Source organism: Yoonia sp. D2-7 (assembly GCF_055809435.1).
The window spans coordinates 24,037-50,344 of record NZ_JBVVTX010000006.1 but is presented as its reverse complement, the minus strand read 5'-3'; the positions used below and the strand labels follow the sequence as shown (position 1 = coordinate 50,344).

The following is a 26,308-nucleotide window of genomic DNA, read 5'->3' as shown; positions in this document are numbered from 1 at the left end:
CCATCAGTCTAGGCTCTGCGGGCAGCTGAACTCTGACAGTTCAGGCATGGTGAACGGGTTCGACGCGGTGTTGAACCCGATGTCATAGGAAATCGACCGACCACCGACGTTGAATGTCGCCCGCACCGTGTTGCCCGTACGCTGGGTCGACGCTGCAGACCGCATAAAATTCACGAACGTCCATTGGCCGCCACGGAATTCCATCGTCGAATTACGATCAAGCGTCGGGAACACCTGCAACGTCGTCGATGCACCCGCACCGGGCCATGTCACCGTCTTGGGCGGATCACCCGCCGCCGTGATCGTATTCACGCCGTTAATCTCAAGATGCGCCTGTTCAATTGTCGGGTGCGATGCCTCGTGCGAGATCGTGATCTGCACCTCGGGGTTCGTGCCCCCTGCCCCAAAGAACGCGCGCCTGATCTTGATGGCACGGTCAAACTGACGAATTGCAGAGGTGGACAAACGATCAGCCAGCGGGCTGTTCGGATCAACGGCAAGCCCGTCACCGGTCGCCAGAACATGCGGTGCAAGATAGGTGTTATAATACACATCCATATCACCACCCGGACCGAAGAACCGACCGAAATCAGCTGTCGGCACTTGGCGTTGCGAATTCGAGAACGGGAAGAAATCCGTGATCGTCGCACGACACACTTGGGTAATCGTGTTGTTCAACGCACGGTTCATCTCGGCCAATGTGGCGTCTGTCGCCTCCGACCGGAAATCGCTTTCCGCGTCATTCACGATTTTACGCAAGGCTTGGGGAAGCCGTGAATTATTGCGCGTCAGGTTCGACAACAATTGCGGCAGCAGGGCTGCAGATTGAGCAGGGTTCGACGCCGCAAGGCGCAGGTTCCCACGGATCGCTTCCAGATCGGCAAGCACGATATCAATCGGGCGTTGGCCTTCCGGTCCTTCCAACAGGATATGCCAGCTTTCAAACACTTGGGTCAGCCGTTCGACAGATCGCGTTGGGCTATCGCCGCCGCTGCTGCCGTTGACGCGCGTCTGATCCTTGTTCGAATTCCGCACAGAATCCGTCAAAATCCGTAGGGTACGTGGACCGCGCCGCAACGTGTCCCGCGCAACAAAAGCCCCGACATCGCCGGCTGCGTTTTCAGCAACGCTACCGCCTTCGCCACCAGCCAATTGCGCTGCAAGCGCGTCCAATTCGCGGGTCAGTTTTGTTTCATTGTCTACGGCTTTCACAAGCTGCAAAATCGGGGATGCAAACGGGGCAGCCGCAACTGCAAGCGTGTCATAAAGCGGCGCATCAGCCGACATATTCGCAAGCCGGATTTCATCGAACATCGCGAGCCACGCAGATTCAAAATCGCGGCGATACATCGTCTGCAACGCCTGATCCAAACCAGCCATCTGGCTGTCAAAATTCACAAGCGACGCTTGATCACCCAACACCCATTTATCCGCTTCCAGCGCATCACCAACCTCAGTCAGCTGTTCAAAGAAGAAGCTCCAGAAACCTTCGTAGGTATACAGACCTTCAATCGTCACCGTGCTCAGGTCAGATCCGTCAACGGTTTCAAACACCAGACTTCCCTGCACGCCAAGCGCATTTTCCAGTTGGAAATCAAGTAGGCCAGCGGCCTTGGAACGGTCCTTGATCAGCGCATAAGCCTGATCCGCCAGTGACATCTGCACAATCGCAGACCGCGCATTCGTGATTGTCGTCTCGTCCAGTTTCACACCAACATCGCGACGCCCATCAAGCGTCAGCATCGCATCCAGATGGCTGGCCAATGTTTCGCGGGTATCAAGGCCATTCAGGCCTGTGAATTGGTCAAACCAAAGGTCATCAAAGAACGTCTTGATCGCGTCGTCGTCAGATTGATCCTCGGTCTCACCCAGCAGCAAATACACCTTCAACGCGCGGTAAATTTCAGCGGGTTCTTCGGTATTGCGCAGCTCGGCCAGACGCGTTTCAAGGTCCAGAATAAGACGAGGCCGGAACATCTGTTCCAGCGCATCAGCGTAAGCATTTTCAGTCGCGGCACTCAGCCGGTCACGTTGACCCAGACCGAACCCTTCCCAGATGGTCGGCTCAGCCGTTTCACCATAGCCCGCAGGCATCAAACGCAGGCTTTCCAGATACGGCAAAATCGGTTCAAGCGCGGAATCGTCTACCTCAGTCCGTGCGATTTCAACTTGGGCCGCACGCGAATAGGTCGCGGCTTCTGTTTCGGCGACATTCACTAGGTTACGGTTATTCCAGAAACTGATCCCGAAAACAGCCAGCATAGCAGCCGTCGCGACACCAATCGCACCAAGGCTAACAGCACGCAAAACCGCCGTCCGGCGGACAGCGCCCATATCGTGCGACACCCAATCACGTTCCTCGAAAATCACCTTTTTCAGCAGGTCGTGGATAAAGAAACTCTTCCCCTGCCCCGACATAAACGCAGGCGCCATGCCCGCACTTGCATCCGCGGTCTGGGACATCGCACCCAGCACTTGGTCAATCGGCGTGCCTTCTTGGGTACCCGACGTGAAATAGAACCCGCGCAAGATCGCGTTTGTGTTGTGCTTGGATGGCGCGAAAACACGGCGCAGGAATTCAGACACGTTATCGCGCATCAGCGCCATTTGACCGGGCAGACCAAAGATCGCGACGCGCGAAATGCCGTCAGGTTCTTCGGACAAGCGGTCAATCAATTCATCAGACAGGCGGCTGACAAGCTTATCGAACTCTGGCTTCACCTGCTCGAACGTGTCTTCCTTGCGGTCCTTCGTCTGGAACGTGACACCCCAAACATTCTTGCGGCGATTGACGTTAAAGCTGGAAAAATACTCTCGGAAACCGCTGATCAAATCAGACTTTGTAAACAGCACATAAACCGGAAAATCGACGCGCAGATGTTCATGCAATTCACCCAAACGCGCCCGCACCGTTTCCGCGTGATCAGACAATTCCTGATCATTCATCGTCATCATGTCTTCGGCAGAAAACGCCAACATTACGCCGTTGATCGGCTGGTTCGGGCGCGACTTTTTCAGCAATTCAAGGAACGATGTCCAGCTCGCGGAATCCGCCGATGAATTGCTGTCTTGGGTCGTATAACGACCCGCCGTGTCGATCATGATGGCGTCTTCGGCAAACCACCAATCGCAGTAGCGTGTGCCACCGAAACCTTCCATGCCACCGTCATCACCGTCGTCGCCAGACACGGGAAATTCGATCCCAGAATTGCGCAGCGCTGTCGTTTTACCAGCACCCGGTGGGCCAATAATCACGTACCATGGCAGGTCGTAAAGATAGGTCGCACCGCCAGATTTCTTCAGCTTGGCAAGCGCGCCAGACATCTTTTCAGACAGAACTTTACCGTCGCCTTCAGGTTCAGGCGCAATCAGTTCGGCTTCCATTTCAGCGGCCAGTTTGCGCCGCTTACGCCACTTGAAGAACTGTACGATCAGGATGATCGAAATGATGACACCCAGCACAACGGCCCGCAGCCAAATGGTCTGGAAAATCGCCAGCGGGATCATCGGGAACCCGAACCAAATGGCTATGAACAGACACAAAATCCCCAGCACAATCGCGGGGATACGCATCCAAGGACGCCATTTGAAAATCTTCTTCATCTACTGCGCCTCAGTCTCTTCGCTTGCCGCCTCTTCGGGCGCTTCAGCTTGGTCGTCTTCAAATGTGCCATTGCGGGCAATCAGGATTTCAACACGCCGGTTCAGCGCTTGGCCTTCGCGGGTGTCGTTTGTCGCAATCGGGTCTGCTTCGCCACGACCTTCGACACTGATCCTGCTCGGATCCGTGATCAGATCGTTCAACACCGTTTGCACGCCTTCAGCACGGGCAACGGACAGTTCGAGGTTCGTTTTGTAACGCCCCCGACCAGACGCCGGAATACCATCAGTGAAACCTTGAACGATGATCGGACCGGATTCTGCATTCAGGGTCGCCGCGATCTTTTCAGCGACAGGACCAAAGGCGTCTTTCACCTCTGCCTGACCACTTTCGAACAACAGCGCGTTGCCAACACGGACAAAGATGAACTGACCTTTTTCACCAATCTCAACCGATCCATCGGCGATCTGCGGGGCAAGACTTTGCGTGATCCGTTCAAGCTGCGTGGTGTCCACAACGGGCACATATTCCTTCGCAGCGACCGACCGGATCAGGCTGATCTGCGCCACGTTCGGATGCATCAGGTTCAACGTCCGAGCGACGTCATTGCCTTGATTGTTAATGTACGTTGACAGGCCGGCGTAGCTACCAACCACAACAACTGCGGCCACAGCACCAACGATCCACATCGGAATAGCGCCGTAGCGTTTTGTCCCGCTCAGCGGAACAGCGGACCAGTTGACCGAAATATCCTCATCAGGGCGCGGCTGCACACGGCGCAGCGTTTCATAAATCGCGGCACGAATGCGGGACAATTCCATGCCACCGTTCGGGGCGGTCCGGTATTGACCTTCAAACCCGAGCGATAGGCACACAAGCATCAATTCCAGCAGCTGATACCGTTGACCGGGGGCTTGCATCGCTTTTTCGGCCTCTTGGAAAAAGCCGACCCCTGAATCGCGCTTCTGAAAAAACTGGGCGACCATCGAATATTCGATCCAACGGCCACGATCCGCACCGGGCAAGTTCTGCACGATATCATCGGCAGTACCGCACAGCGCATATTTCGCGATCTGGGCTTCCATCGGATCAGCGCCACCATTGATGGCGTTCTGTTCAAACATGCCGATTTCATTGACGACGTGCTGCATCAACGGTTCGGCCTGCATTTCGACCATGCCTGTCCGCAGGCGGCCAAACAGGATCAACAGGTTCGCGGCAGCGGCAAGCAACGGGTTCGACGGACCACCAGCCCCAAGACCGGTCGCCTTCAACGCCTCTTGCAAACCAATCTGCGGACCCTTGTGGACCGGCTGCGGTGCAGGTGCTTTTTCCTGACCGGGGAAGAAACCTTGCGCGCCCTGACCGGGTGTTGGCTGACCAATGTTGGCCTGTGGATACGGGCTAGGCGCCGCTGGCTGTTGTGGGACGGACCCACCAATCCACGTGTTACCACCGGCAGGCGGTTGCTGGTTTCCGTAGGTATTTGCGGGTGCCGCAGGGGCCTGCTGGCCAAACGGGTTTTGCGACGCGGGCGGTGCGGCGGGCTGCGCAGGCGGGATCGGCGGCGCGGACCCGGGGCGTGGTGGCACAGGCAGCGATCCGCCAATGACCGTGCGATCCCCACCTGGTGCAGGGGGTTTGCGCGCAGGTTGGTTCGTTGGCTGAACAGGAAGCTTCCCGCCAAAGACGGTTTTGTCGTTTTCGTCAGCCATCTACGACTTCTCCGGGATTGCCCACAGTTCCAATTTCATATCCGCCCAGTCACCGGCAAAATGCATCCCGATGGCGGGGGCGGTCGAAAACTCTTGCCAAAGCGGGGTATTCTTCTCGAGCAGGAAGTACACATTCGACGACACCACACGGATTTGACGCGGAGGGTTCGGCAAATGGACCAGATTGATGCCCGGCAAGTTGTTCATCACAATCTCGGACATACGGGTGTTTGGACCCAGCTTGCACAGTTGCGGGAACTGCTGTTGGACCTGCGTCAGCGGCTTGCCAACTTCGACTTCGACCACAAAGGTCGCGTCGCGGAACAGGTTCCTGTCGGCCACTTCGGCGATGAAAGAATTCTGACGCACCTGCTTAAGATCAAGCCGGACAGCACGGCCAACATCACGTGCCAGCAACCGTTGAATATCTTGGACGATAGGCGTGAACGTGGCTTTCGGATCAGCATGATCATAGGTGCCGTAATCACGCGCCATCCGGTCGCCGTCGTTGAACGTAGACAGCTCGCCTGCGAAAGAAATCAGCTTTTCGTACATCCGTTCTGGATGCACAGCGTGGGATTTCGCGTAATGACGTAAAATCGGAATTTCACGGTTCAGCGTCATCAGCATCAAATAATCAGTCGCTTGCATCCCACCACCCGCAGACGGGTCGGCGGCGTAACGCGCAAGGCTTTCCAGCTTGGCTTCAACCCAGCCGATGACACGGGTCAGATATCCCATGACCACAGGATGCACACCCACGATCAACGCAGGCGGGGCGACGGTTGTATCAAGCGTGATCACACCATCGCGGATTTCTGCGATCTTTGCGATGCGCAGACATTGATAGCCCGGCTTCGTCGATTTGCGGATATCCAGTTCCAGACGCGGAATAGCCGTTTCGATTTGGTGTTCGATCCGCGTGGCAGAGGCATTGTCGGCAATCGTGGCCGACGACAGCGCGTAACGGGTCGCGGCCGCATCTTCGCCAAGACCAACATCACGCCCGTTCTGGCTGATATCAGGCAAGGTCAACCAGACGGATAGACCAGCGGCATCATCATCGACACTGACAGGTGTCGGCAGATCACCCATTGAAGGCGCATCAAACGGGCCACCGTCAGGCATGATCCCAGTCACGCTACGCAGACCGATCCGGCCTTGCTGCAACATATCGTTGTCGATTGTCATCTCGGACAGCCCCCACGGATAGGGGGTGATTACATCTGTGCGAGCCGTGATCAGGCGTTCTAGATACCGGTCACTTTGCTGAAGATGTTGGGGCTGGAGGAAAAGACCTTCTTTCCAAGCAACCTTGCTATACCAAGACATGATTATCCAATCGTTCAAAATGCAGCTTTTGCAATGCTGCAACTTTGTTCCGCCGCGACCCTTTGGTCAAGGGAACAACGAAAAACTTACTGTTCCCCAAAAGGGTGCCCGCCGCCCGGATCAATCCAAGGCAGCGGGGGTTTGTTTAGAACTGGAAGCGAACCTGACCAGTGATGCCGTAGCTTTCCAGCTGATCGCTATACCGGACATCGGCACGCGCACTGGCACTGACCTGCTTCACATTACCCAACTCGTTTGGCTGCAAGATGCGGACAAAGTTAATGCCGGTGCTGATCTCGCCATAGGTGCCAAGGTTCTGAGATGTCAGTTCCACATCGTCGCTGCCATCTGCAGGGCTAAAGATCGATGTCGGATCGTCAGCCAGATCAGAATACACAGTCGCAGAGAAGAACTGACGCGTCGCGGATACGCCATCGTCGCCAAACTGTGACTTCGCCAAGGTCGCCCCGACAAACAGAACGCTGCTGTCAAAGTCCTTCACATCCAGATCACCAAGGTTTTCAAAGCTGATTGGCCCAGTTTCAACCTGCGTGTAGGCAAAGCCGGCTGTTGGAACAATCGACAGATCCGATTCAGGGATCGAGTAGAAGTAGCTAGCCGCACCCGATAGCGTCGATGCTTCACTGCTGAACTTCTCACCGTTCAGACCCAGCGTGCTGTTTGTCGCGCTAAAGTCTGTTGTTTCCAACCGGTACTGCAAATCGAACGCCGCAGGACCGTTGGCGGCTGTGGCATACAGACCCGCATAAAGCTGGTCAAACCCGACACCCGTTGTCGAAACCGTGGTCTTTTGGTCAAGCCCAAACACAGGCTGGGTCGATGAACCGATGTTCACACCCATGATCCCGCCCATCGACAAGTCCCAACCGCTGACGGCACCGTTGAAGCAGGCGTAATCGGAACCGACTTGGATACCACCATATGTCGCGGAAATAGTGCCTTCGATCGGTGAGCGCCCTTCTTGCGTCACAGTCCCCGTCGTATCGGCAAAACCACCCGTTGCACGTGACCACACACCGTAGCCGCATGGATCTTCGTCTTCAAACGCCAAGCCTGTTACAAACGGGCTGGTTGGACGGTTCACAATGGAGCCAATCAAAGACTGTGTCAGGACGATGTTACCAGCCAGACCGGACAGACCGGAACTCAACCCGTCTTGGATCACCAAATCGCCGCCGTCTGACAGACCAATCGTGTAAGACAGGATGCCACGTTCATCGACAACTTCGTCGGATGAGAACGTGAAGGCAGACAAATCTTGGTTTTCGTCCAGATCGACAAGCGTGACGTCAATATCGCGCGCATCAACAACGTCCAGCAGGTTAAAGCTCAGGTTCACTTCACCAGTGACGAATGCGCCCGCACCCATCACAATTTGGTCGGCCCCCACGTTACCTTCTGACAGGTCGATATCAAAGACCAACTGACCACCACCCGTCAGACCACTGCCACCGATTGTCACAATGTCTGTCGCGGACTCGTTCGTGCTCGACAGATCAAGGATACCTTGGTTGTCCAAGCCACCGTCGAAGTTCAACGTACCAGTGCTGTTGATTGTGCCTGTGTTGTTCACCTGCCCGACAAAGGTTGTACCAGTTGGCGGTGTCAATGGGGCGAGGGCAATTGGACCAGAACCTGCGCTTAGGTTCGTGACATTCAACGTGCCAGTGTTTGTGAACGTACCATCAATCGCAGTGATATCACGCGCGGTAAACGTACCCGCGTTGTTTGTTTCGGTCGCAGTCAGCGTCGTGCCCGTAGACAGTTCAAACGATGTGCTCGCGGCAATATCAAATGTGTTGCCAACAGTCAGGTCGCCGCTTGCCATGATGGCTTCAGCAGCGGACGTCAGCGCCAAATCACCAGTCACATCCAGATTGTTGCGGGCAGTCAGATCAGTTCCGACTGTCAGATCACCATCAATGGTTGCACCACTGAAGGACAATGTTGATCCGGCATCCGCAGTGACATCTGCAACAACAGTCGATCCTGTCACGGCCAATGTACCACCGCTTGCGACAGTACCCGTTGACCCGGACGTCAACGTATTACCACCCGACACTGTAATCGTACCAGCGTTCGTGAACGACCCAACAGTCAAATCACCGCCAGTGACATCAACTGTCCCTGCGTTGGCCAATGTACCTGTGACGGTACCGTCCAAGGATGACATCGCACCCGCGTTCGTCAAATTGCCTGTCACGACCCCTGCAGCATCCAGCGCCAAGGACCCCGACGTGTTCGTCACATTCCCAGAAATCGGGCCAGTCACGGAAACGGTACCGCCATCATTTGCGATGCCGCCGTTGAATGTACCGCCTGCCGCAGTCAACGTGCCGCCAGTCAGGCTAGTCTCACCGCTGGTCGTGCTGCCTGCTGATGTGTTCACCGAACCACCTGAAATCGCCACGTCACCAGTGATGGTCCCGTCGTGGTTCAACGTGCCGCCAGACGCGGTCACATCACCGGCAACAGTCCCATCAACCGATGTCGTGCCAGACACCTGGTTCAAATCGCCAGCCAATGTGCCCGCCGCTGCAACAGTGACATCGCCACCGCTGTTCACAAGCGCGCCGCCAACCCCGACGCTACCAGTCACATCAACTGTACCACCGTTCGCCGTGACGTTTCCGCCAAAGCTGCCGCCCGCGGCAGTCAGCGTACCATCGTTGACCGTCGCATCACCACTCACGCTTGACGTGGCAGACGTCGTCATAGTGCCGCCGCCAACAATGACGTTGCCTTGAATCTCGCCATCCACAGTGGATGTACCGGACGTATTGGTCAGGTCGCCTGCCAACACATTGCCAGCAGGGATCGCAACAGTTGATCCATCGTTTTCGATGTCACCTGTTGTGTTAGCGTTTAGGTTCAGGGTGCCGCCCGTTGTGCGGATTCCGCCCGAGAACGTACCACCGTTGGCATCCAATGTGCCCGCAGACAAGGTCGTCAGACCTTGCGTATCCGCACCAGAGTTCTGATCTACCGTGCCACCTGAAATGGTCATAGCTCCGGTAACAGTCCCGTCGTTCTGGGTTGTGCCTGTGCCGCTGTTCGTCACACTTCCGGTCAAAGTGCCGGCAGACGCAATGTTCAAGGCACCGCCGGTGTTCGTCACAGAACCGGTCGTCGCACCATTGATGTTCACCGTACCGCTCGTGTTTGTCACACCACCGGTCAAGTTCCCGCCGGTCGCGTCAACTGTCCCGCCATTGTTCGTAACAAGACCGGAAATGTTTCCGCCTGCGGCGACCAGTTTACCAGCTGTCAAACCAACCGTACCATTCAGTGTACCGCTGTTTGTCACTGTCGACGCAGCGTTCGACACAGTCACGTCACCTGTCATCGTGCCGCCCGTAATGGACAGATCACCACCGTTGCTGTTCACATCAGCAGTTGTGGCACCCGCCACAGTCATCGTGCCTGCGTTGTTCAAAACAGTCTGGTCAAATGTTGACCCATCTGCGGTAATTGAACCACCGGACTGAGTCACGACACCCGTGACCCGGCCACCGTTTTCGTCCAACGTACCAGCGGCTGATACAGCTACTGTTCCGTCCAATGTGCCTGCGCTGGAAACCGTTCCCGCTGAAACCGTCACTGCACCGGTGATCTGACCGGTTGCATTCACCGTGACCGAAGACAGGGCATTTCTGTTGTCGACAGTGCCAGTCAACGTCGCAGCAGGGTTAACAACCAGATCACCACCATTGTTGTCCACATCGGCAGTCGAATTGCCGGTGACCCGCATCGTTCCGCCGTTGTTCAGGACTTCTTGGGTAAACGTACCATTCGCAGTCACAGTTCCTGTGTTGGTCACTTGGCCCGTCACAGTCCCGTTGTTCGCCAACGTGCCGCTCGTATTTGCAACCGTCGCAGTCAGACCACCACCTGTCGACGTATCAACGCGGACCGTACCGCCGGTGTTCGTGACAGTGGTCAACGCAGTCGCACCGTTCACATCCAGTGTACCTGTACCGCTGACAGCGACAGTTGAATTCGCAGCATCCGCCGCAGTCCGGAATGTACCACCATCGGCATCCAGCTCGCCGGACGAAACAACAACGTTATCATCCAGAATCTTACCGCCAGTTTGGTTGCTCAGCGTACCGCCTGAAACCACAACATCACCGGCAATCGTATTTGTGTTGTTCGTTGTCCCAGCATTCACCGTCAGGTCGCTCGTTACGGTGTGACCACCTGTCAGGTTCAGCGTTGTCGAACTCCCATTCACAATACCAAGGCCAACGGTCACATCACCGTTCACCACAAGACCCGCATCACCACTCAAGGCAATGCCGCCGCCGACACCAGTGTCGTCTTCCATTGTCAACGTACCGGAAGATGCAAGCACGTTTCCGGTTACACCGACCCCAAGCACGCCAGCTGCAGGCGTCGGATTACCAGCGCCTGTCTCCAACGTCACAGACCCGTCGCTCAGCGTCACGTCACCGACAATCTGACCATCAACAGTCGTCGTGGCACTATCGTCGGAGCTGGCAAAAGCACCCGTCAATTGCTGACCCGCGTCAATTGCCACAACGCCACCGTCATTGGTGACATCAGCCACAGTGGATGCATCAACGTTCAGCGTACCACCAGTCAAATTAATATCTGGCGTCAGCAGACCGTCAGTTTCAAAGGTACCACCGTTCGCATTCACAACACCCGCGCCAGAAATCGTGGTCTGGCCCGTGATGATACCGTTGTTGGTCAACTCGCCGCCCGTTGCGGTCAGCGTTCCGTCGATCGTCCCGCTCAGCGCGGTTGTCCCGTCTTCCTGTGTGAAATCACCAGTCAACGTCACAGGACCAGCAACCGACAACCCGACCACACCATCATTGGTCACATCACCAACGGTGCTTGCATTCAGATTGATGGTGCCACCCTGAACGACAAGACCACCGTTGAAGGCACCGCCGTTCGCAACCAGCAAACCATCTGTGACGGTTGTTTCACCGGTAACTGCGGCACCAGCGCTGTTCGTAAACGTCCCATCGGCAACAGTCACGTCATCGCCAATCGTACCGCTGTTCACAACAGTACCACCACTCGCGGCAGCGCCCATGTCACTATCAACCAGCGCGACGGTACCGGACAAAGTCTCGTTCGCGGCGATCGTAACCGCGCCTGCATCAACGCTTACGTTGGCAGTTGTTGTTCCATTTGGCGTAGCCAGCACATCAAAAGTACCGCTTGTCACGTCAACCGCTGCGAATGTCGCGCCAGTTGAATTCAAGTCACCACCATCAACAGTTGTGGCCCCCTGTACGGTACCCGTCGCATTCACAGTGCCACCGTTTACATTCAGCGCGTCCGTGATCGTGCCATTATGATTGATAATCCCGTTCGTGCCTTCAGCAGTCACGTCACCTGTCACGGTCAGCCCGTCATCAATCTCGAAGGTAATACCATCAGCATTACCCACGGTCCCGTTCGCGATGTCGCCAGTCGTGTTCACCGTAATATCGAAAACTGCGGTGCCGCTGACAGTCAAACCACCGTCGAAGGACCCGCCATTTGCGTTCAGATTGCCGGACGTGGCCGTCGCGGCCCCAGAGATCGAACCGTTAGTATTGTGGTTAAACGTACCACCTGTCACCGACAGCCCACCAGTAATATCAGCCGCGTTATCGGTCTGGCCAGCTTGCTGGGTAAAGTCGCCCGTGATTTCGAAATCACCAATGGTCAGCGGGGCTACCCCGTTATTCGTGATCGCCGCGACGGTGTCCGCAGTAACGTTGATCGTACCGCCACTCACAACAAGACCGCCGTCGAAGTCACCACCCGCAGCTTCCAGAACACCGCCAGTAACAGTCGTCAGACCAGTCACGGTCGCATCGGTATTGTTTGTAAACGTACCGTCAGCGACGTCGACGGTCGAACTAATGGTCCCATCGTTTACCACGGTACCGCCGCTTGCAGTTGCACCCATATCGGAATCGATCAAAGCAACCGTACCGTCCAGCTCTTCGTCAGCAGCAATTGTCAGGCCACCCGCATCAACAGTCACATTCGCAGTTGTCGTGCCAGCGGCCATGCCTCCGGCAACAGCAAACGTACCACCGTTCACAGCAACCGTGTTTGTCGTACCACCGTTCTCAAAGGTACCGCCAGTTGATGTCAGGGTCCCGCCAGTGACCGCAACAGACGTATCCGTCACAGTACCCGTGACACCAACCGCGCCACCCTGCACATCAAGATTACCCGTCAGCGTCCCATCAATCGTCGTCGACGATGCGGTCCCCATACCGTTATCGAAACTTGTCAGATTAGAAGTCAAATTCGCGCCGGACTGAACCGTTACAATCGCGCCTGTGTTGTTGACCTGCGCAGCAGTTGTATCGGCGGTAACATCAAGCGTACCGCCGTTCGTGACAGTGAACGTCGCCATACTATCCGCTACGCCACTCCCCAGCGCAGTCTCCGCTCCAAACGTACCACCTGCGGCAGTCAGCGTACCACCGCTCACTGCAATATCGTCGTCGAGGTTAACAGACCCAGATTCAGCGTCGAATTCGCCGGCTGAAACAACGATGTCACCAAGGATCGTGCCAGAGTTGGTCGTCGTACCTGTACCAGAGTTGGTAACGCTACCTGTAATCGACCCGTTGTTTGTCACAGTACTGGTGCCACTGTTCACAACGTCACCAGTCAAAGACCCTGCAGCGTCGACAACCACAGTGCCGTCCGCGGAGTTCGTAATTCCTGTGCTTCCAACCGTCGCGGCGCCATCGACCGTGACGCTGCCCGTGGTCACTGCAACGCCCATCGACAAGTTCGCACCGCCAATTTGGACAATACCGCTGCTTGTCACTAGCCCGCCAACTTGACCGCTATCAGCGTCAAGCGTCGCACCCGACGCCACATTAATCGCACCGCCGTAGTTACCGCCTAGGTTCAGCTCACCGCCGTTAACAGCCATCGCGCCAGTCGCAGTCACATTGTCGCCGGAAAGCTGCAACTCGCCCGCACCAGCAGTATTCACCGTGATCGCACCGTTGCTCGTAATCGGCGCAGACACGATCGCGACATGTCCGGCAGTCGTCACATCAAACGAAAGCGGGTCACCGCCAGTAACAATGCCAAATCCAGGATCGGCGGCAATTGTATATCCGCCAATATCAAACCGCAGGCCGATTGGCTTAACATTACTGCCATCGATAGTAACAACCGCCGCCCCACTGCCACCAACCGTATCGAAAATCGCAAAGTCACCGTCTGCAAAACTCCGTTCATCGGTAATCGCGGTGATGTCGCCCGCGCCGTCTCTTGTAACAAGGGACCAATTGGCGGTATTCCAGTTCCCGGATGGCGTCACATTGATTGTCAGGGGGCTGCCGCCGCCGTCATCCCAAGTCAGTTCTGCCGCATGTACCGCAGCACCACCGCCAATCACCAACGCGGCCCCTGTCGCCAAAACAAAGACAAGCTCTGTCGCGCGGCCGATGCGGCAATGTTTGCGCAGGCTGCGCTGGCGGACACCGGTTTGAACGTTTTCTGTCGGGCTGGCTTTGGATTGCGTATGCATGTGAATGTCCATCTCGGTAACAAGTGTCAAAATATTAAGACTGTGAAAAATCTGAAGGTGCGGCAAATGGCGTTAAGGCCTCGCATGCCCGCCATATCAGTTCCGTTTGAGAAAACGCTCTACGCGGCGATATCACGTCAAAGCACGCACTTTTGGTCATGCAATAGCTTTTTGGCTTCACAAACGAACTTAACACGGCACCCCCCACGGAAAAGCATTTCTTAATTTGCGGTAAACGAAACATGTTCAATTCGGGCGATCAAGAGAAAACAGGCACAATTGGTAATTGAGTTGCAGGCGGTGCACCCCTGCGTCACCCCAATCATGGACCTTACGTTAACCTTTTTCGAACCGTTGAGAGTATCCCAAGGGGTTTCGGTGGACCCCACCGCCCTGTGTTGTATACCGTTGCCTACAGTCTTGCCCTCACACGGATATGCCCCATCATGAGCACCGCAGAAATCGGCCTGATCGGCCTTGGCACAATGGGTGCCGCACTCGCATCGAACATCGCTGACAACGGCTTTGACATCGCGGTTTTTAACCGGACCACGTCAGTCACCAATGAATTCCACGCGACCGCAGGCGAACTTGCAGCCAAAATTACGCCAACCGAAACGCTGGAAGATTTCGTTGCGGCGATTGCCAAACCGCGCGCGATCATCCTGATGGTGCCCGCTGGCGATCCGGTTGACCAGCAGATCGCGGCACTGCGTCCCCTGCTTGATGACGACGACCTGATCATCGACGCAGGAAACGCGCTTTTCCACGACACCAACCGCCGCGCCCGCGAAGCGACGGCACCGTTCCTCGGCATCGGCGTGTCAGGCGGCGAAGAAGGTGCGCGTTTCGGTCCAGCCATCATGGGCGGCGGCAAGCGCGAATATTGGGACCGTGTCGAACACATCCTCAAAGCCATCAGCGCGAAATTCCAAGATGAACCATGCGCGACCTACATGGGCGAAGAAGGTGCCGGCCACTTCGTCAAAGCGGTGCACAATGGCATCGAATACGCCGACATGCAGATGATCGCCGAAGTTTACGGCGTGATGCGCGACGGCATGGGCATGTCTGCAGCGGACATCGGCGTAACCTTCGCCCGCTGGAATGAAGGCCCGCTCGCGTCCTACCTGATCGAAATCTCGGGTGAGGTCGCAAAAGCGACTGATCCGGCATCCGGCAAAGCCATGCTCGACATCATCGTCGATGCAGCGGGTCAGAAAGGCACAGGTCGTTGGACGGCAATCGAGGCACAGCACCTCGCCGCACCGATCCCCGCGATTGAAGCCGCCGTTGTCGCCCGCAACCTGTCATCGCGCATGGACGAACGCGCCGCTGGCGAAGACCTGTTCGGCACTGCCCCTCAGAAAATCGACTCCATCACGCTCGACCAACTCGAACAGGCCCTGATCGCTGGCAAAGTGTTGTGCTACGCGCAGGGCTTCACCATGATTGAAGCTGCGTCCGACAGCTACGGCTGGTCCCTGCCCCTGCCCGCAATCGCGCAAAACTGGCGCGCGGGCTGCATCATCCGGTCCGCAATGCTCGACGATATGGCGACGGCCTTGGGTGAAAATCCGGACCGCAACCTGATGTTCGCACCGGTCTTCGCGGACTACCTGAAGGCCAACCACCAAGCACTGCGCGAAGTCGTCGCCGCAGGTGCATTGGGCGGTGTCGCGATGCCCGCGCTGTCATCCGGCATCACCTATTTCGACGCCATGCGCACCAAGCGCGGCACAGCGAACATGATCCAAGGCCAACGCGATTATTTCGGGCGTCACGGCTTTGCGAAATTCGGCGTCGACGGCAAAGACCACCACGGCCCTTGGGCTGACTAACCGAATTGCGCGGCGGGCCTAGATACAGCGCCCGCCGTCCACTTCCATGCAAACGCCCGTCACCATGCTCGCCTCGTCAGAGCACAGATAGCAAGCCGCATTCCCCATATCTTCAGGCGTCGAAAAGCGACCCATCGGGATCGTCGACAAGAACTTTGCGCGGATCTCCGGCGTGTCGCCACCCATGAACGATTTCAGCAACGGCGTGTCCCCCGCAACAGGGTTGATCGCGTTCACGCGAATGCCTTCGGGGGCAAGCTCAACCGCCATGCCTTTGGTCGCGTTGTTCATCCAACCTTTGCTGGCGTTGTACCAATTCAACCGCGGTCGCGGCGACACGCCAGCGGTCGATGCAACGTTCAGAATACATCCGGACCCTTGGGTTTTGAACAACGGGACAATGTGTTTCGCCGTTAGGTAAACCGACTTACAATTAACGGCGAATACCTTATCGAAATCATCCTCGGTCACGTCTTCCATCGGCGCTGGCAGGTGGGTCGTACCTGCGTTGTTAACCAGAATATCGACCCTACCGAACACCTTGAGTGTCTGCTCAACCATCGCAGCGACGTCATCGTTAACCGCAACATTGGTCTTCACCGCCTCGCCCGCAACACCGTCGATATTCAGATCGGCGATCATAACCTTGGCACCCTCTGCCAAAAACTTCGCGACAATCCCCGCACCAAACCCCGACGCACCACCAGTCACAATCGCGACCTTGCCGTTCAATCTATCACCCATGATATGCCGCCACCGTCTTTAATGTTGAAAATCCATACAGGGCCTCGAACCCCTTTTCGCGGCCATGTCCCGAAAGGCCCGTGCCTCCAAACGGCAACTCAACTCCGCCCCCTGCCCCGTAGTTGTTCAGGAACACCTGACCAGCACGTAATTGCTTCGCCAGCCGCATCTGACGCGCCCCGTTCTGCGACCAGACAGAGGCGACCAAACCAAAATCGGTGCCATTCGCGATCGCCACAGCGTCCGCTTCATCATCAAATGGAATGACGACTTGCACGGGTCCGAAAATCTCGTCCTGCGCCAGCACGTGTCCCGCGTCCACATCCGCAAAAAGCGTCGGCGTCACATAGGCACCGCCGCTTGGCGCGCCGTCCACAATTTCGCCCCGCGCGGCGATTTCAAGATCGTGGCCCTTGGCGACAAAACCATCGACGATCTCCTTCTGCCGCATCGACACCAGCGGCCCAACATGATGATCATCCAACGCAGGCCCCGCCCGCAAATCGCGGTACTTCGCGGCCATCTTCATCACGACTTCATCAAAGCGCGAACGATGCACCAAGATCCGTGAAGACGCCGAACATGTCTGCCCCGCATTCTGTATCCCCGCATTCACCAAGAACGGCAAAGCCGCGTCGACGTCAGCATCATCAAAAACCAATTGCGGGGATTTCCCACCCAGCTCCAATGTCACTGGCACCACATGTGCAGCCGCAACTTCTTGGATCAATTTGCCCACACCAACAGAGCCTGTGAAAGAAATATGGCGCACGCGCGGATGTTTGGTCAGCGCCGATCCCGCCTCTGCGCCCGATCCGGGCACCACGTTCAACGCGCCGTCCGGCAATCCCGCTTGGCGGGCGATTTCGGCAAAGGCGAGCGCGGTCAAACACGCCTCTTCTGCGGGCTTCAAAACGCAAGCGTTGCCCATTGCCAGCGCGGCACCAACGGAACGGCCAATGATCTGCATCGGGTAGTTCCACGGGATGATATGGCCGGTCACACCATGCGGTTCGCGCAGCGTATAGACCGTGTAGCCATCCAGATACGGGATCGTTTCGCCGTGCACCTTGTCAGCAGCACCACCGTAAAACTCCATGTAACGCGCCAACGCCACCACATCAGCACGCGCCTGCGTCAGCGGCTTACCAACGTCCATAGACTCTAACGTGGCCAATTCGTCAATATTCTCTAGAACAAGCCTGCCAATTTTTGCCAGCACCCTGCCCCGTTCCGCAGCAGTCGCCTGCCCCCATTCCCCCGCCAATGCCGCATCAGCGGCACCAACAGCGCGATCAATATCGACGGCATCGCCACGCGCAATTTGGCACAGAACAGACCCATCCGACGGGTTCATCAGATTAAGCGTGCCACCACCAAGCGCGTTAACCCACGCACCCCCGATAAAACACTTGTTAGGGTCTATGTTCAGGGGGCGCAGGGTCATTTGAAAACTCCAGTTAACTAGTTCCCATAGGCCACGGCAGGCAGCCACGTGACAAGTGCTGGGAATTCAAAGACCAAGAACAGGCCAAACAACTGCAACAGCACAAACGGAATCACGCCGCGATAGATATGGCCCAGCGTGACACCCGGCGGGCACACGCCTTTCAGATAGAACAACGCAAAACCAACGGGCGGTGTCAGGAAAGACGTCTGCAACGTCACGGCGACAAGGATCGCGAACCAGACGACTTCAGGGCTGTCGATCACACCATAGCCGTTGATATCCAAACCAAGGCCCAAGATCACTGGCAGCATCAGCGGCATGATGATCAACGTGATCTCGATCCAGTCCAACAAGAACCCAAGCGCAAAGATCAGCAGCAGGATAAAGAACACAACGACCTGTGGATTGTCGGACGACCCAAGGATCATATGTTCAATAATCTCGTCACCGCCATAAAGGCGCAGCACGTAGGCAAAGAAGTTTGCGGCGATGAAAATCCCCACGATGTAACCCGCCGTGTTCAACGTCTGCCGCATCACATCCAGAAACGTTCGGCCCGTCAGTTTGCGGTTCATGATCGCAAGCAACATCGCCCCCATCGCACCCAGTCCAGACGCTTCGGTCGGGGTGGCGAAACCGACAAAAATCGACCCTAACACAAGCAAAATCAGCGCAAGTGGCGGCACCACCGATAAGGCCACGTCGCCAACCACCTTCATCGTCACGGGTTCACGGTTTTGCGGCAATGGCATGGCGTCAGGCTTCACCAATCCGTAGATGATCAGGAACGTGATATACAAACCGCCTAGCAACAGCCCCGGGAACAGCGCCCCCATGAACAAATCACCCAGCGAAATCGCCAACTGATCCGACATGATCACCAACATAATCGACGGCGGGATTAGGATGCCCAAGGTGCCAGATGCGGCGATCGTGCCGGTGGCGACTTCCTTCGAATAGCCCTGCGCGGTCATCGTCGGCAGCCCCATGACACCCAACAAAACGACGGACGCACCGATAACGCCAGTGGATGCTGCAAGGATGATCCCGATCAGCATTACCGACAGGGCAAGCCCACCGCGCAACGCGCCAAACAGCACCTGCATAGACTGCATCATCCGCTGGGCCACACCGGATTGATCCAGCATCAGCCCCATGAAGATGAACATCGGCAATGCGACCAGAACAGGGTTCTGGATCGTCCCGCCAAAGAACCGGCCAGAGTTGGCAAACAGTTTGCGATATTCGATCCGCGTATCATCAAACGCGATGTATTCTCGGATCGCATCACGGTTCGGATCAAGGATGAAGATCGCGATGATGATGAACACCAAAGAGACACCAACAAGGGCAAAAGCCACCGGAATTCCGCGAAACAGCATGACGATAAACACGCCAAACATGGCCAAAACCATCCATTGGTTCAGGTCCAAAAAAGATATCAACGACAGCAACTGCATTACACGTCACCTTTCCGGCGCGAGGTCACAAGACCGATGACGATCAAGGCGACAACAATCGCCAATGAGATGTACATCGCATATTCGAAAATCTCGTACTCGCGGGTGATGCGACGCGCGCGGATTTCATCGTCGGTGAAGAAAACCACCCAGTACAGAATGTAATGAATGAACCGCCAACCCATGAAGACAGCCGTTGGGAACAACCAGATCAGCTGTTTGGCAAGACCCGTGTTGCTGAAAACGGCGAGGTTCTTCTTGAATGTGGAATAGCCCGCAAGCCATGCCAGCGCGAACAAAAACGGCAGCGATGTTTTCAGGATATAGAGCCTATGAAGGCCATTCGGGCTGCTTGACCCTTCGCCTGACTCTATAGACGCCCATGCGTAATGGGACATCACGTCGGTCATCAGTGCGATAAACGGCAAGAGAAGCCAGCCAATCGCGGCCGCCTCGATCTTGGCCTTCTTCGTGTCGGAATAATTCTGGTGGAAAATGTCCACGCGCACGTGGCTTGATGTGGTGATCGCATAGCCAAACGCGGCCAACATCGCGACGCCATAAATCCACCATTGCAGGTCGTCCAACCATGCTTGGTTATGCCCGTTCGCGCGCAACAATACCTGTGCCACGATCGCAACCATCAGCAGCGGGAATGCCCACGCGATGACATTGCCGACGTTAATCACGAACCGGTCGATTTTGGTGTGGCTTTCGCGGTTCACGTCGCCCGGGTCGCTGATCGCGAGGACCTCTTCGACGCTAAGTGGTGTATTCGTGTCTGTCATCTGCTCTTGCTCTCCCCTGCCCGAGACGACGGCGGCACCAATACATGATGCCGCCGCCCCTATTTAGACTCTGAAACGCGGTTTACCGGTCGCGTGGCAGGTAGATGTTTGTGGCCCAGTTTTTGTACCCTTCGCGGTACTCTGACAGGTCAGCCCAAACAGTCGCAAAATATTCGTCTTCTGCAGCCAGTTCTTGTGCGATTTCGTTCCAGTTGCTTTCGAACAGGTCCAGCATTTCTGGATCCCACTGCTTGATCGTCACGCCGTTGTTTTCAACGTTGTCGACCATCGCATCAAAGTTCTTGGCTTCACCTTCCGCAAAGTTGGTGGTGATGTTGGCCAAGCAAGCTACTTCGATCTGGTTCTGCGCTGTTTCGGACATGTCATCCCAAACGTCGATGTTCACCAGCAGTTCGAACAATGTGGATGGCTGGTGCCAACCAGGGAAATAGTTGTACTGCGCGATCTTGTAGAAACCCAAGCGCGCATCGATCAACGGCATGGAGAATTCAGTCGCGTCAATAGCACCACGTTCCAACGCGGGGAAAATATCACCACCCGCAAGCAGCGATGTGGAAACGCCCAAACGCTGCATCACTTCCGCACCAAGGCCGAAGAAGCGCATGTTCAGACCTTCAAGGTCAGCCGCGGAATTGATTTCGTTCTTAAACCAACCGGATGTTTCCGGCGCGATGATCCCGCACGGCAGAACCTTCACGTCGTAACCCGCGTTGTCGTACATGCCTTGCCACAGTTCGGCACCGTCGTCGTACAGAATCCAGCCAAGGAATTCGCCTGCTTCGGGGCCGAATGGCACAGCCGCAAACAGCGATGCAGATGTGATCTTTCCCTGCCAATAGCCGGATGTTGTATAGGCCGCGTCGACGGACCCGTTGGACACAGCGTCCAGAGCTTCGAGCGTTGGCACCAGCTTGCCGGGATCGAAGTGTTCGAACTGCACTTCGCTTGAGATGCTGTTGATCTTTGAAACAAAGTCGACGCCAGCCGTACCGAGGATTGGCAGGTTCGACCCGAAGGCGGATGTCATTTCGATGGTGTCTTGCGCCTGCACAGCAGACGTCAGCATTGTTGCGCCCAAGGCTGCAACTGTCAGTGTCGTTTTCATTGTTTTCCTCCCTAGGAATGACCGCGAGGCCAAATGGTCATTTTGACTGCACCGATAAGCGACCAAATCATCGGGCTTCACTTTGTTATGCATCAAATTGGTTCGAAAGCTTTACCAAAATCAATACAAAAGTTTTCAGAGAGGTCGTTCCGATCCCTCTCCTCACCGCGCTCCCACACGGCAGACAAAGGCTAGCCCGTTTATTTGCTAGTAATCAAGACATGACACGCATTTTATGCATACATTAATAAATACGCTATAAAATCCGCTGTTTCTAGGCAGTTTTTCTAGCGGGTGGACTGAATTCCGCGCGAATCATCCGGTTACACCAGCGTCATATCCACCGGCGCCAGCCCATCAACTGCACCATGCAACACATCACCGGCGCCCACAGGTCCAACCCCAGACGGCGTGCCCGTCATGATGATGTCGCCCGCCCCAAGGTGATAATAGCCCGACAGATGCGCGATGATTTCGGGCACAGACCACACCATTTCGGACAGCAACCCAGTCTGTTTACGGACGCCATTCACGTCCAACTTGATGGTTTGATCTGCAATCTCATCGAACGCCGCGGCAGGGGTGATCGCCCCGATCACCGCACCGTTCTCAAGGTCCTTACCAAGATCCCATGGTCGGCGGTTATCTTTGCCGACCTGCTGCAGATCGCGGCGGGTCATATCAAGCCCGCAGGCATAACCAAAGACAGATGCGTCTTCACCAAGAGCCGCGACAAATTCAATCTCATGATGGAAGTTCTGGGTGCCCTGCGGGTAGGGTAGCGTCTGCCCGCTTTGCGCCAAAGCCGTGGGAGATTTGGTAAAATACCACGGTGATTCACGGTCGACTTCACCGCCCATCTCGGCTGCATGGGCGACATAATTACGACCCACACAGAAGATGCGACGCACTGGAAAAAGCAGGTCGGTACCAACAATCGGCAGCGTCTGAACGGGTGATGGAGGAAAGATATATGACATCGGAACGACCTTGTTACGTCTCTATTATGCGGCTTAGGGCCTATTTCTAGGCACTAACGAAAAAACCTTCCCCGCGGGGAAGGTTTCATATGTTGAAACTCAATCGAGTTTATCAAGCAGCGCCTGCACCGCCATTTCCAGCTTGCGGCGATCAACGGTCGAGAAATCTTTATCCAACCTGATCTCTAACCGCCCTGCCCCAGCTACGCATTTGACCTGCCCCTGCGGTCTGCGCATCTGGAACGATGTTTTGGCTTTAACCGCACCTACTGACGCGGGCTTCGGCTTCGTGGAACTGCGTGGTTTTGCCGCCTCTTGCCCACCCGTGAACCGACGCAACACATCCAATTCATCCGCGACAGATCGGTTATCCCAGTCCTTCAATTCGGCCTGAATGGCACGCACCGTTCCAGGGACATCTTCAATCTGCTGGGCAACAGCAACGCCAAGCGCACGCGGAATATCCTCTGCAAATCGCAGGTCTTTCCACAGTGGCTCGATCAATTTGATAAAGGTCCGGATGTAGCTGCGTTTTTGATAGCTGGCTGATTGGAACAGCGCGGCGACAGCTTTGTCCGCATCATGTACTTCGGTGTCAGGATCAGCAGCGTAAGAAATCGCAAGCTTCGCCATCTCGGCGAAAGAGATGTCTTTGCGCACAAGGTTCTCGTCCACCATACGGCGATACAACGTCTCTAACGTTTCGCCCTGCGCAAAGATCGCCGCCGGAATGCTGCCGTAAGTGTCCGCATCATTTGTCTCAGCCAACAACGCTTTGTACGCGGCGAGCCTACGGAACCCTTGAACCAGTTCGAACTTGCCATCAGCGCGCGGTTCTACCCGGATTGGGTTCGACAGCCCGATATCCTTGATCGACGTGACCAGTTCCTTCAGTTCGAAATCATCGCCCGGCGATCTGTCGCGCGTCAGCTTATAGGTTTCGATCTGATCGAGCGGGATCAAATCCGTGATCAACCCAAGCCGCTTCAACCGAACATGTTCATGCGCGAGCTTATCATTTTCGGCCCTGATCTGCGCCTCAACTTCAGTCCGATCCCGCACGCTGTCGGCGTTTTCCGTGATTGCGGCGGCCATGGGACCACGCCGTTTGGTTTCACTATTTGAAACCTTCCCCACGGGGAAGGTCTGATCATCAGCTATCGGATCGTCAGGCAGGTCGATGTCAAAGACACGGCGTTTCTTGCTCATTGGTCATCCTCCAATTCATCCCACGCGGCCAAAACGTTGTCCTTGAATTCAAGGTAGGCCCGGTCGAACGTGTCGCGGGCCCGACGCCATGTTTCGCGTGTCATATCGCGGTAGTCGATTTCATAGACCGAACTGAGGAAGCGACCGGATTGCTCCACAGCCCGCGTCATTTCAATCGGGTGTTCGGCCAAGTGTTCGCCAAAAACCTTTCGGAATGCATCATACATCGCACGGTGCAAATCGTTGCCCGGCTCATAACGGGTCATCAGGAATTTGATGTTGGCGAATGACTTCGGCAGCGACGTTTTACCAGCGGGAAGTTTCGCCCCGAAGCCTTCTGTCAGATCACCCAAGGCTTCGGAAAGCTGGCCGATGAATGACGTGGTGCTGTCGTATTCCCAGTAGCCGGGGCCTGATGGCACGTAAAGCATGTCCGCCGCGAAGACCGCATTCATCGACTGATAGCCAATCGCGGGGGGACAATCGAAAACGATGAGGTCGTAGGCATCGTCCGGCAAGCTATCCAGGTAGCGAGACACGGCCGCGAAGAACGTCCATTCAGGATTCAAGTGGCGGTACTGGGCCGACGCAAATTCCACGAAGGCGGCGTTGGCGCAGCTTGGGATCACGTCGATGGTGGGCCAAGCAGTCGGTTTGATAAAGTCGGTGACGCGCAGCGTGTCGAGACCCATGTCACGAATACTGGACGGGATGCGGCGTTGGGGCAGGGCGGTCCCGCTTTCCGCACCTTGCACCGCATTATTCATCCGGTCGGTTTCACGCACTAGGTCACGGGCCATGATGCCCCAAACGGTGTGGTCTTCGGCAACGTCGTTCAGGCCCATGGAATGGGACAGCGTGGCTTGCGGATCGAAGTCGACGCAAAGTACGCGATAGCCGTCAAGCGCGGAAGCATGGGCAAGGTGAAGGGCAACGGTCGATTTACCGGCGCCCCCTTTGAAGTTCGCAATCGCCACGCGAAACGCGCGCTTGCCAGCAGGGCGCTTGGGCATCAGCGACTTGCGGTTAATCTTCATTTTACGCCGCAGTTCGTTGATCTCATCAAGGCTAAACCATCTTTGACGACCATCAGGTTCGACTTCCCCACCGGGAAGATCAGGTTCAGCGGCAAGGCGGCCACGGAAGGTGGATTGATTGATCTTGAAGATCAGCTCTGACACCTCCCAACTGGAGAAACGGCGGAGCGACTTTTCATTCTCGGGCGAGAATGTCTGCTGCCGGATGAAGCTTTGCATCTTCAGGGATTTGGACTGGAGGTTTGCCAGATCTTCGTGGGTAAACATGGTGTCGGCCTTCTTCGGGACGTAAAAAACTGCGTATTCCGTATTTACGCTGAATTTGCACAATTCGTAAAATGATTTTTACTGAAAACCGCAAAAGTTCAAAAACGGACGAAACCCCAACGTTTGCTAGCGAATCGGAGCATGGAGAGAATCGGGCTCAGTGAGAGATCCGCGATGCCGCTGCGAAGACCAAATTGAGGGGACACCCAAGTTAGAGACTGCATCATTGGGGTGACAAAAGATAGCGATAGGGTGACACACTGGATGTCACCTATTACCAATATACCTGATTCAAATATAAATATCTGGGTAAGAGTACGATCGCTTTGCACGTCCTGTGGATAAATCCCTTGACAGAATCGACGCTTCGGACGCAAATACATCCAATCACCGGATCAGCGTTGGGAAACGTCTGGGACCGGTCCAAGGGGACACAAGATCCCACGATATAAGAAACGACCTAACGGCGGTCGCAGAGCAGGAGACACCAATCGTGTTGGTGATGAAACCCGTCGGGCGTGACGCCGCGACGAAGAAATACGATATTCTCTCAGCGATGTTGGCGCATGGATTGCGTCAGGACAAGCATAAGCAGCGATTGATCATGCGGCTAATGGCGCTGATCACGACACGGTATAATTGGCAGCGCGACGAATTGACGATGGGCCAAGCCGAGATCGCGAAGCTTTGGGACGTTGATACGCGGACTGTGAAACGCGAGCTGGCGAAGCTGCGCAGTCTTGGCTGGCTTGTGGAAAAGCGGGCAGCGGCGCGGGGCAGGGTGGCGATGCACGGCATCGCGCTTGATCAGATCATGATGGATACGAAACCCGCGTGGGCTGCGATCGGTCCGGACTTCGTGGCGCGTGTTCAGCCCGGGCAGAGCGAAGACCCCGTTGCTGCGAATGTTGTCCCGCTGCGTCCAGTGGCGGCACCAGTGAACGACGGCACGTTGTGGGCAGAGGCGCAGTCTGTGTTCCATGCACAAGACGAGGCCGGCTTCGCTGCGTGGGTCGAGAAGCTGACGGTCGTCGGATATGAGGCGGGTCAGTTGACCGTGATGGCCCCATCGCGGTTCCACGCTACGTACGTTGCGACGAATCTGTCGGCACGATTGCTGGTCATTTTACGCCGAATTGATCCGAGTGTCGCGAAGATCGTTGTCCAACATTAGTCTCTAACAAGGCTGTATCGTCGCTATGCGCA

At 56.0% G+C, this 26,308-nt stretch carries 14 protein-coding genes; 2 read left to right on the top strand and 12 right to left on the bottom strand.

All coding sequences use genetic code 11. The annotated features are described in order from the left end of the window. Positions 1 to 3: 3 nt before the first annotated feature. The 4 genes from tssM to AC0L7R_RS19510 form a co-directional block, all read right to left on the bottom strand. Positions 4 to 3,603 (bottom strand): type VI secretion system membrane subunit TssM, encoded by a 3,600-nt coding sequence (tssM, locus tag AC0L7R_RS19525; RefSeq protein ID WP_473661067.1) that lies wholly within the window; start codon positions 3,601 to 3,603, stop codon positions 4 to 6. After that, on the bottom strand, positions 3,604 to 5,316 hold the full coding sequence (icmH, locus tag AC0L7R_RS19520; protein ID WP_473661065.1) for a type IVB secretion system protein IcmH/DotU: 1,713 nt from the start codon (positions 5,314 to 5,316) through the stop codon (positions 3,604 to 3,606). It lies immediately after the preceding gene. Continuing rightward, positions 5,317 to 6,648 (bottom strand): type VI secretion system baseplate subunit TssK, encoded by a 1,332-nt coding sequence (gene tssK / locus AC0L7R_RS19515; protein WP_247129730.1) that lies wholly within the window; start codon positions 6,646 to 6,648, stop codon positions 5,317 to 5,319. Between the two features lie 145 nt (positions 6,649 to 6,793). Then, entirely contained in the window at positions 6,794 to 14,200 is a 7,407-nt protein-coding gene (locus tag AC0L7R_RS19510) for a hypothetical protein (RefSeq protein WP_473661062.1), read from the bottom strand. 446 nt (positions 14,201 to 14,646) lie between these two features. On the opposite strand from AC0L7R_RS19510, the gene gndA reads away from it, so the two are divergent. Further along, positions 14,647 to 16,041, top strand: coding sequence for an NADP-dependent phosphogluconate dehydrogenase (gene gndA, locus AC0L7R_RS19505; RefSeq protein ID WP_473661061.1), 1,395 nt, complete (start codon positions 14,647 to 14,649; stop codon positions 16,039 to 16,041). Between the two features lie 18 nt (positions 16,042 to 16,059). Here the strand turns inward: gndA and AC0L7R_RS19500 are convergent, their stop codons facing one another. The 8 genes from AC0L7R_RS19500 to AC0L7R_RS19465 form a co-directional block, all read right to left on the bottom strand. After that, positions 16,060 to 16,785: a glucose 1-dehydrogenase gene (locus AC0L7R_RS19500; protein WP_473661060.1), complete on the bottom strand. Its 726-nt coding sequence runs from the start codon at positions 16,783 to 16,785 to the stop codon at positions 16,060 to 16,062. Further along, positions 16,778 to 18,232: an aldehyde dehydrogenase family protein gene (locus tag AC0L7R_RS19495; RefSeq protein ID WP_473661058.1), complete on the bottom strand. Its 1,455-nt coding sequence runs from the start codon at positions 18,230 to 18,232 to the stop codon at positions 16,778 to 16,780. Before AC0L7R_RS19495 ends, AC0L7R_RS19500 begins: the two co-directional genes overlap by 8 nt. A 17-nt stretch (positions 18,233 to 18,249) precedes the next feature. Next, entirely contained in the window at positions 18,250 to 19,695 is a 1,446-nt protein-coding gene (locus AC0L7R_RS19490; RefSeq protein WP_247129735.1) for a TRAP transporter large permease, read from the bottom strand. Then, positions 19,695 to 20,483, bottom strand: coding sequence for a TRAP transporter small permease subunit (locus tag AC0L7R_RS19485; protein WP_473661056.1), 789 nt, complete (start codon positions 20,481 to 20,483; stop codon positions 19,695 to 19,697). Before AC0L7R_RS19485 ends, AC0L7R_RS19490 begins: the two co-directional genes overlap by 1 nt. Positions 20,484 to 20,565: 82 nt before the next feature. Next, positions 20,566 to 21,609: a TRAP transporter substrate-binding protein gene (locus tag AC0L7R_RS19480; RefSeq protein ID WP_247129737.1), complete on the bottom strand. Its 1,044-nt coding sequence runs from the start codon at positions 21,607 to 21,609 to the stop codon at positions 20,566 to 20,568. A 323-nt stretch (positions 21,610 to 21,932) separates the two neighbouring features. Beyond that, positions 21,933 to 22,589, bottom strand: a complete 657-nt coding sequence (locus AC0L7R_RS19475; RefSeq protein WP_473661054.1) for a fumarylacetoacetate hydrolase family protein — start codon at positions 22,587 to 22,589, stop codon at positions 21,933 to 21,935. 99 nt (positions 22,590 to 22,688) lie between these two features. After that, positions 22,689 to 23,798, bottom strand: coding sequence for a ParB N-terminal domain-containing protein (locus AC0L7R_RS19470; protein WP_473661052.1), 1,110 nt, complete (start codon positions 23,796 to 23,798; stop codon positions 22,689 to 22,691). Further along, complete coding sequence (locus AC0L7R_RS19465) at positions 23,795 to 25,102, bottom strand: AAA family ATPase (RefSeq protein WP_247129740.1); 1,308 nt, start codon at positions 25,100 to 25,102, stop codon at positions 23,795 to 23,797. The genes AC0L7R_RS19470 and AC0L7R_RS19465 overlap by 4 nt, the downstream gene beginning before the upstream one ends. A gap of 502 nt (positions 25,103 to 25,604) precedes the next feature. On the opposite strand from AC0L7R_RS19465, the gene AC0L7R_RS19460 reads away from it, so the two are divergent. Next, a complete protein-coding gene (locus AC0L7R_RS19460) occupies positions 25,605 to 26,276 on the top strand; it encodes a DnaA N-terminal domain-containing protein (protein ID WP_473661109.1) in 672 nt (223 codons plus the stop codon). The last annotated feature ends 32 nt before the right edge of the window (positions 26,277 to 26,308 follow it).

What these genes read in the sequence shown, in the direction of transcription:
- gndA (WP_473661061.1), top strand. Translation starts at nt 14,647, where the DNA reads ATGAGCACCGCAGAAATCGGCCTGATCGGCCTTGGCACAATGGGTGCC.
- AC0L7R_RS19475 (WP_473661054.1), bottom strand. Translation starts at nt 22,589, where the DNA reads ATGTCATATATCTTTCCTCCATCACCCGTTCAGACGCTGCCGATTGTT.
- AC0L7R_RS19485 (WP_473661056.1), bottom strand. Translation starts at nt 20,483, where the DNA reads ATGACAGACACGAATACACCACTTAGCGTCGAAGAGGTCCTCGCGATC.
- AC0L7R_RS19490 (WP_247129735.1), bottom strand. Translation starts at nt 19,695, where the DNA reads ATGCAGTTGCTGTCGTTGATATCTTTTTTGGACCTGAACCAATGGATG.
- AC0L7R_RS19480 (WP_247129737.1), bottom strand. Translation starts at nt 21,609, where the DNA reads ATGAAAACGACACTGACAGTTGCAGCCTTGGGCGCAACAATGCTGACG.
- AC0L7R_RS19465 (WP_247129740.1), bottom strand. Translation starts at nt 25,102, where the DNA reads ATGTTTACCCACGAAGATCTGGCAAACCTCCAGTCCAAATCCCTGAAG.
- tssM (WP_473661067.1), bottom strand. Translation starts at nt 3,603, where the DNA reads ATGAAGAAGATTTTCAAATGGCGTCCTTGGATGCGTATCCCCGCGATT.
- tssK (WP_247129730.1), bottom strand. Translation starts at nt 6,648, where the DNA reads ATGTCTTGGTATAGCAAGGTTGCTTGGAAAGAAGGTCTTTTCCTCCAG.
- icmH (WP_473661065.1), bottom strand. Translation starts at nt 5,316, where the DNA reads ATGGCTGACGAAAACGACAAAACCGTCTTTGGCGGGAAGCTTCCTGTT.
- AC0L7R_RS19500 (WP_473661060.1), bottom strand. Translation starts at nt 16,785, where the DNA reads ATGGGTGATAGATTGAACGGCAAGGTCGCGATTGTGACTGGTGGTGCG.
- AC0L7R_RS19470 (WP_473661052.1), bottom strand. Translation starts at nt 23,798, where the DNA reads ATGAGCAAGAAACGCCGTGTCTTTGACATCGACCTGCCTGACGATCCG.
- AC0L7R_RS19510 (WP_473661062.1), bottom strand. Translation starts at nt 14,200, where the DNA reads ATGCATACGCAATCCAAAGCCAGCCCGACAGAAAACGTTCAAACCGGT.
- AC0L7R_RS19460 (WP_473661109.1), top strand. Translation starts at nt 25,605, where the DNA reads ATGAAACCCGTCGGGCGTGACGCCGCGACGAAGAAATACGATATTCTC.
- AC0L7R_RS19495 (WP_473661058.1), bottom strand. Translation starts at nt 18,232, where the DNA reads ATGACCCTGCGCCCCCTGAACATAGACCCTAACAAGTGTTTTATCGGG.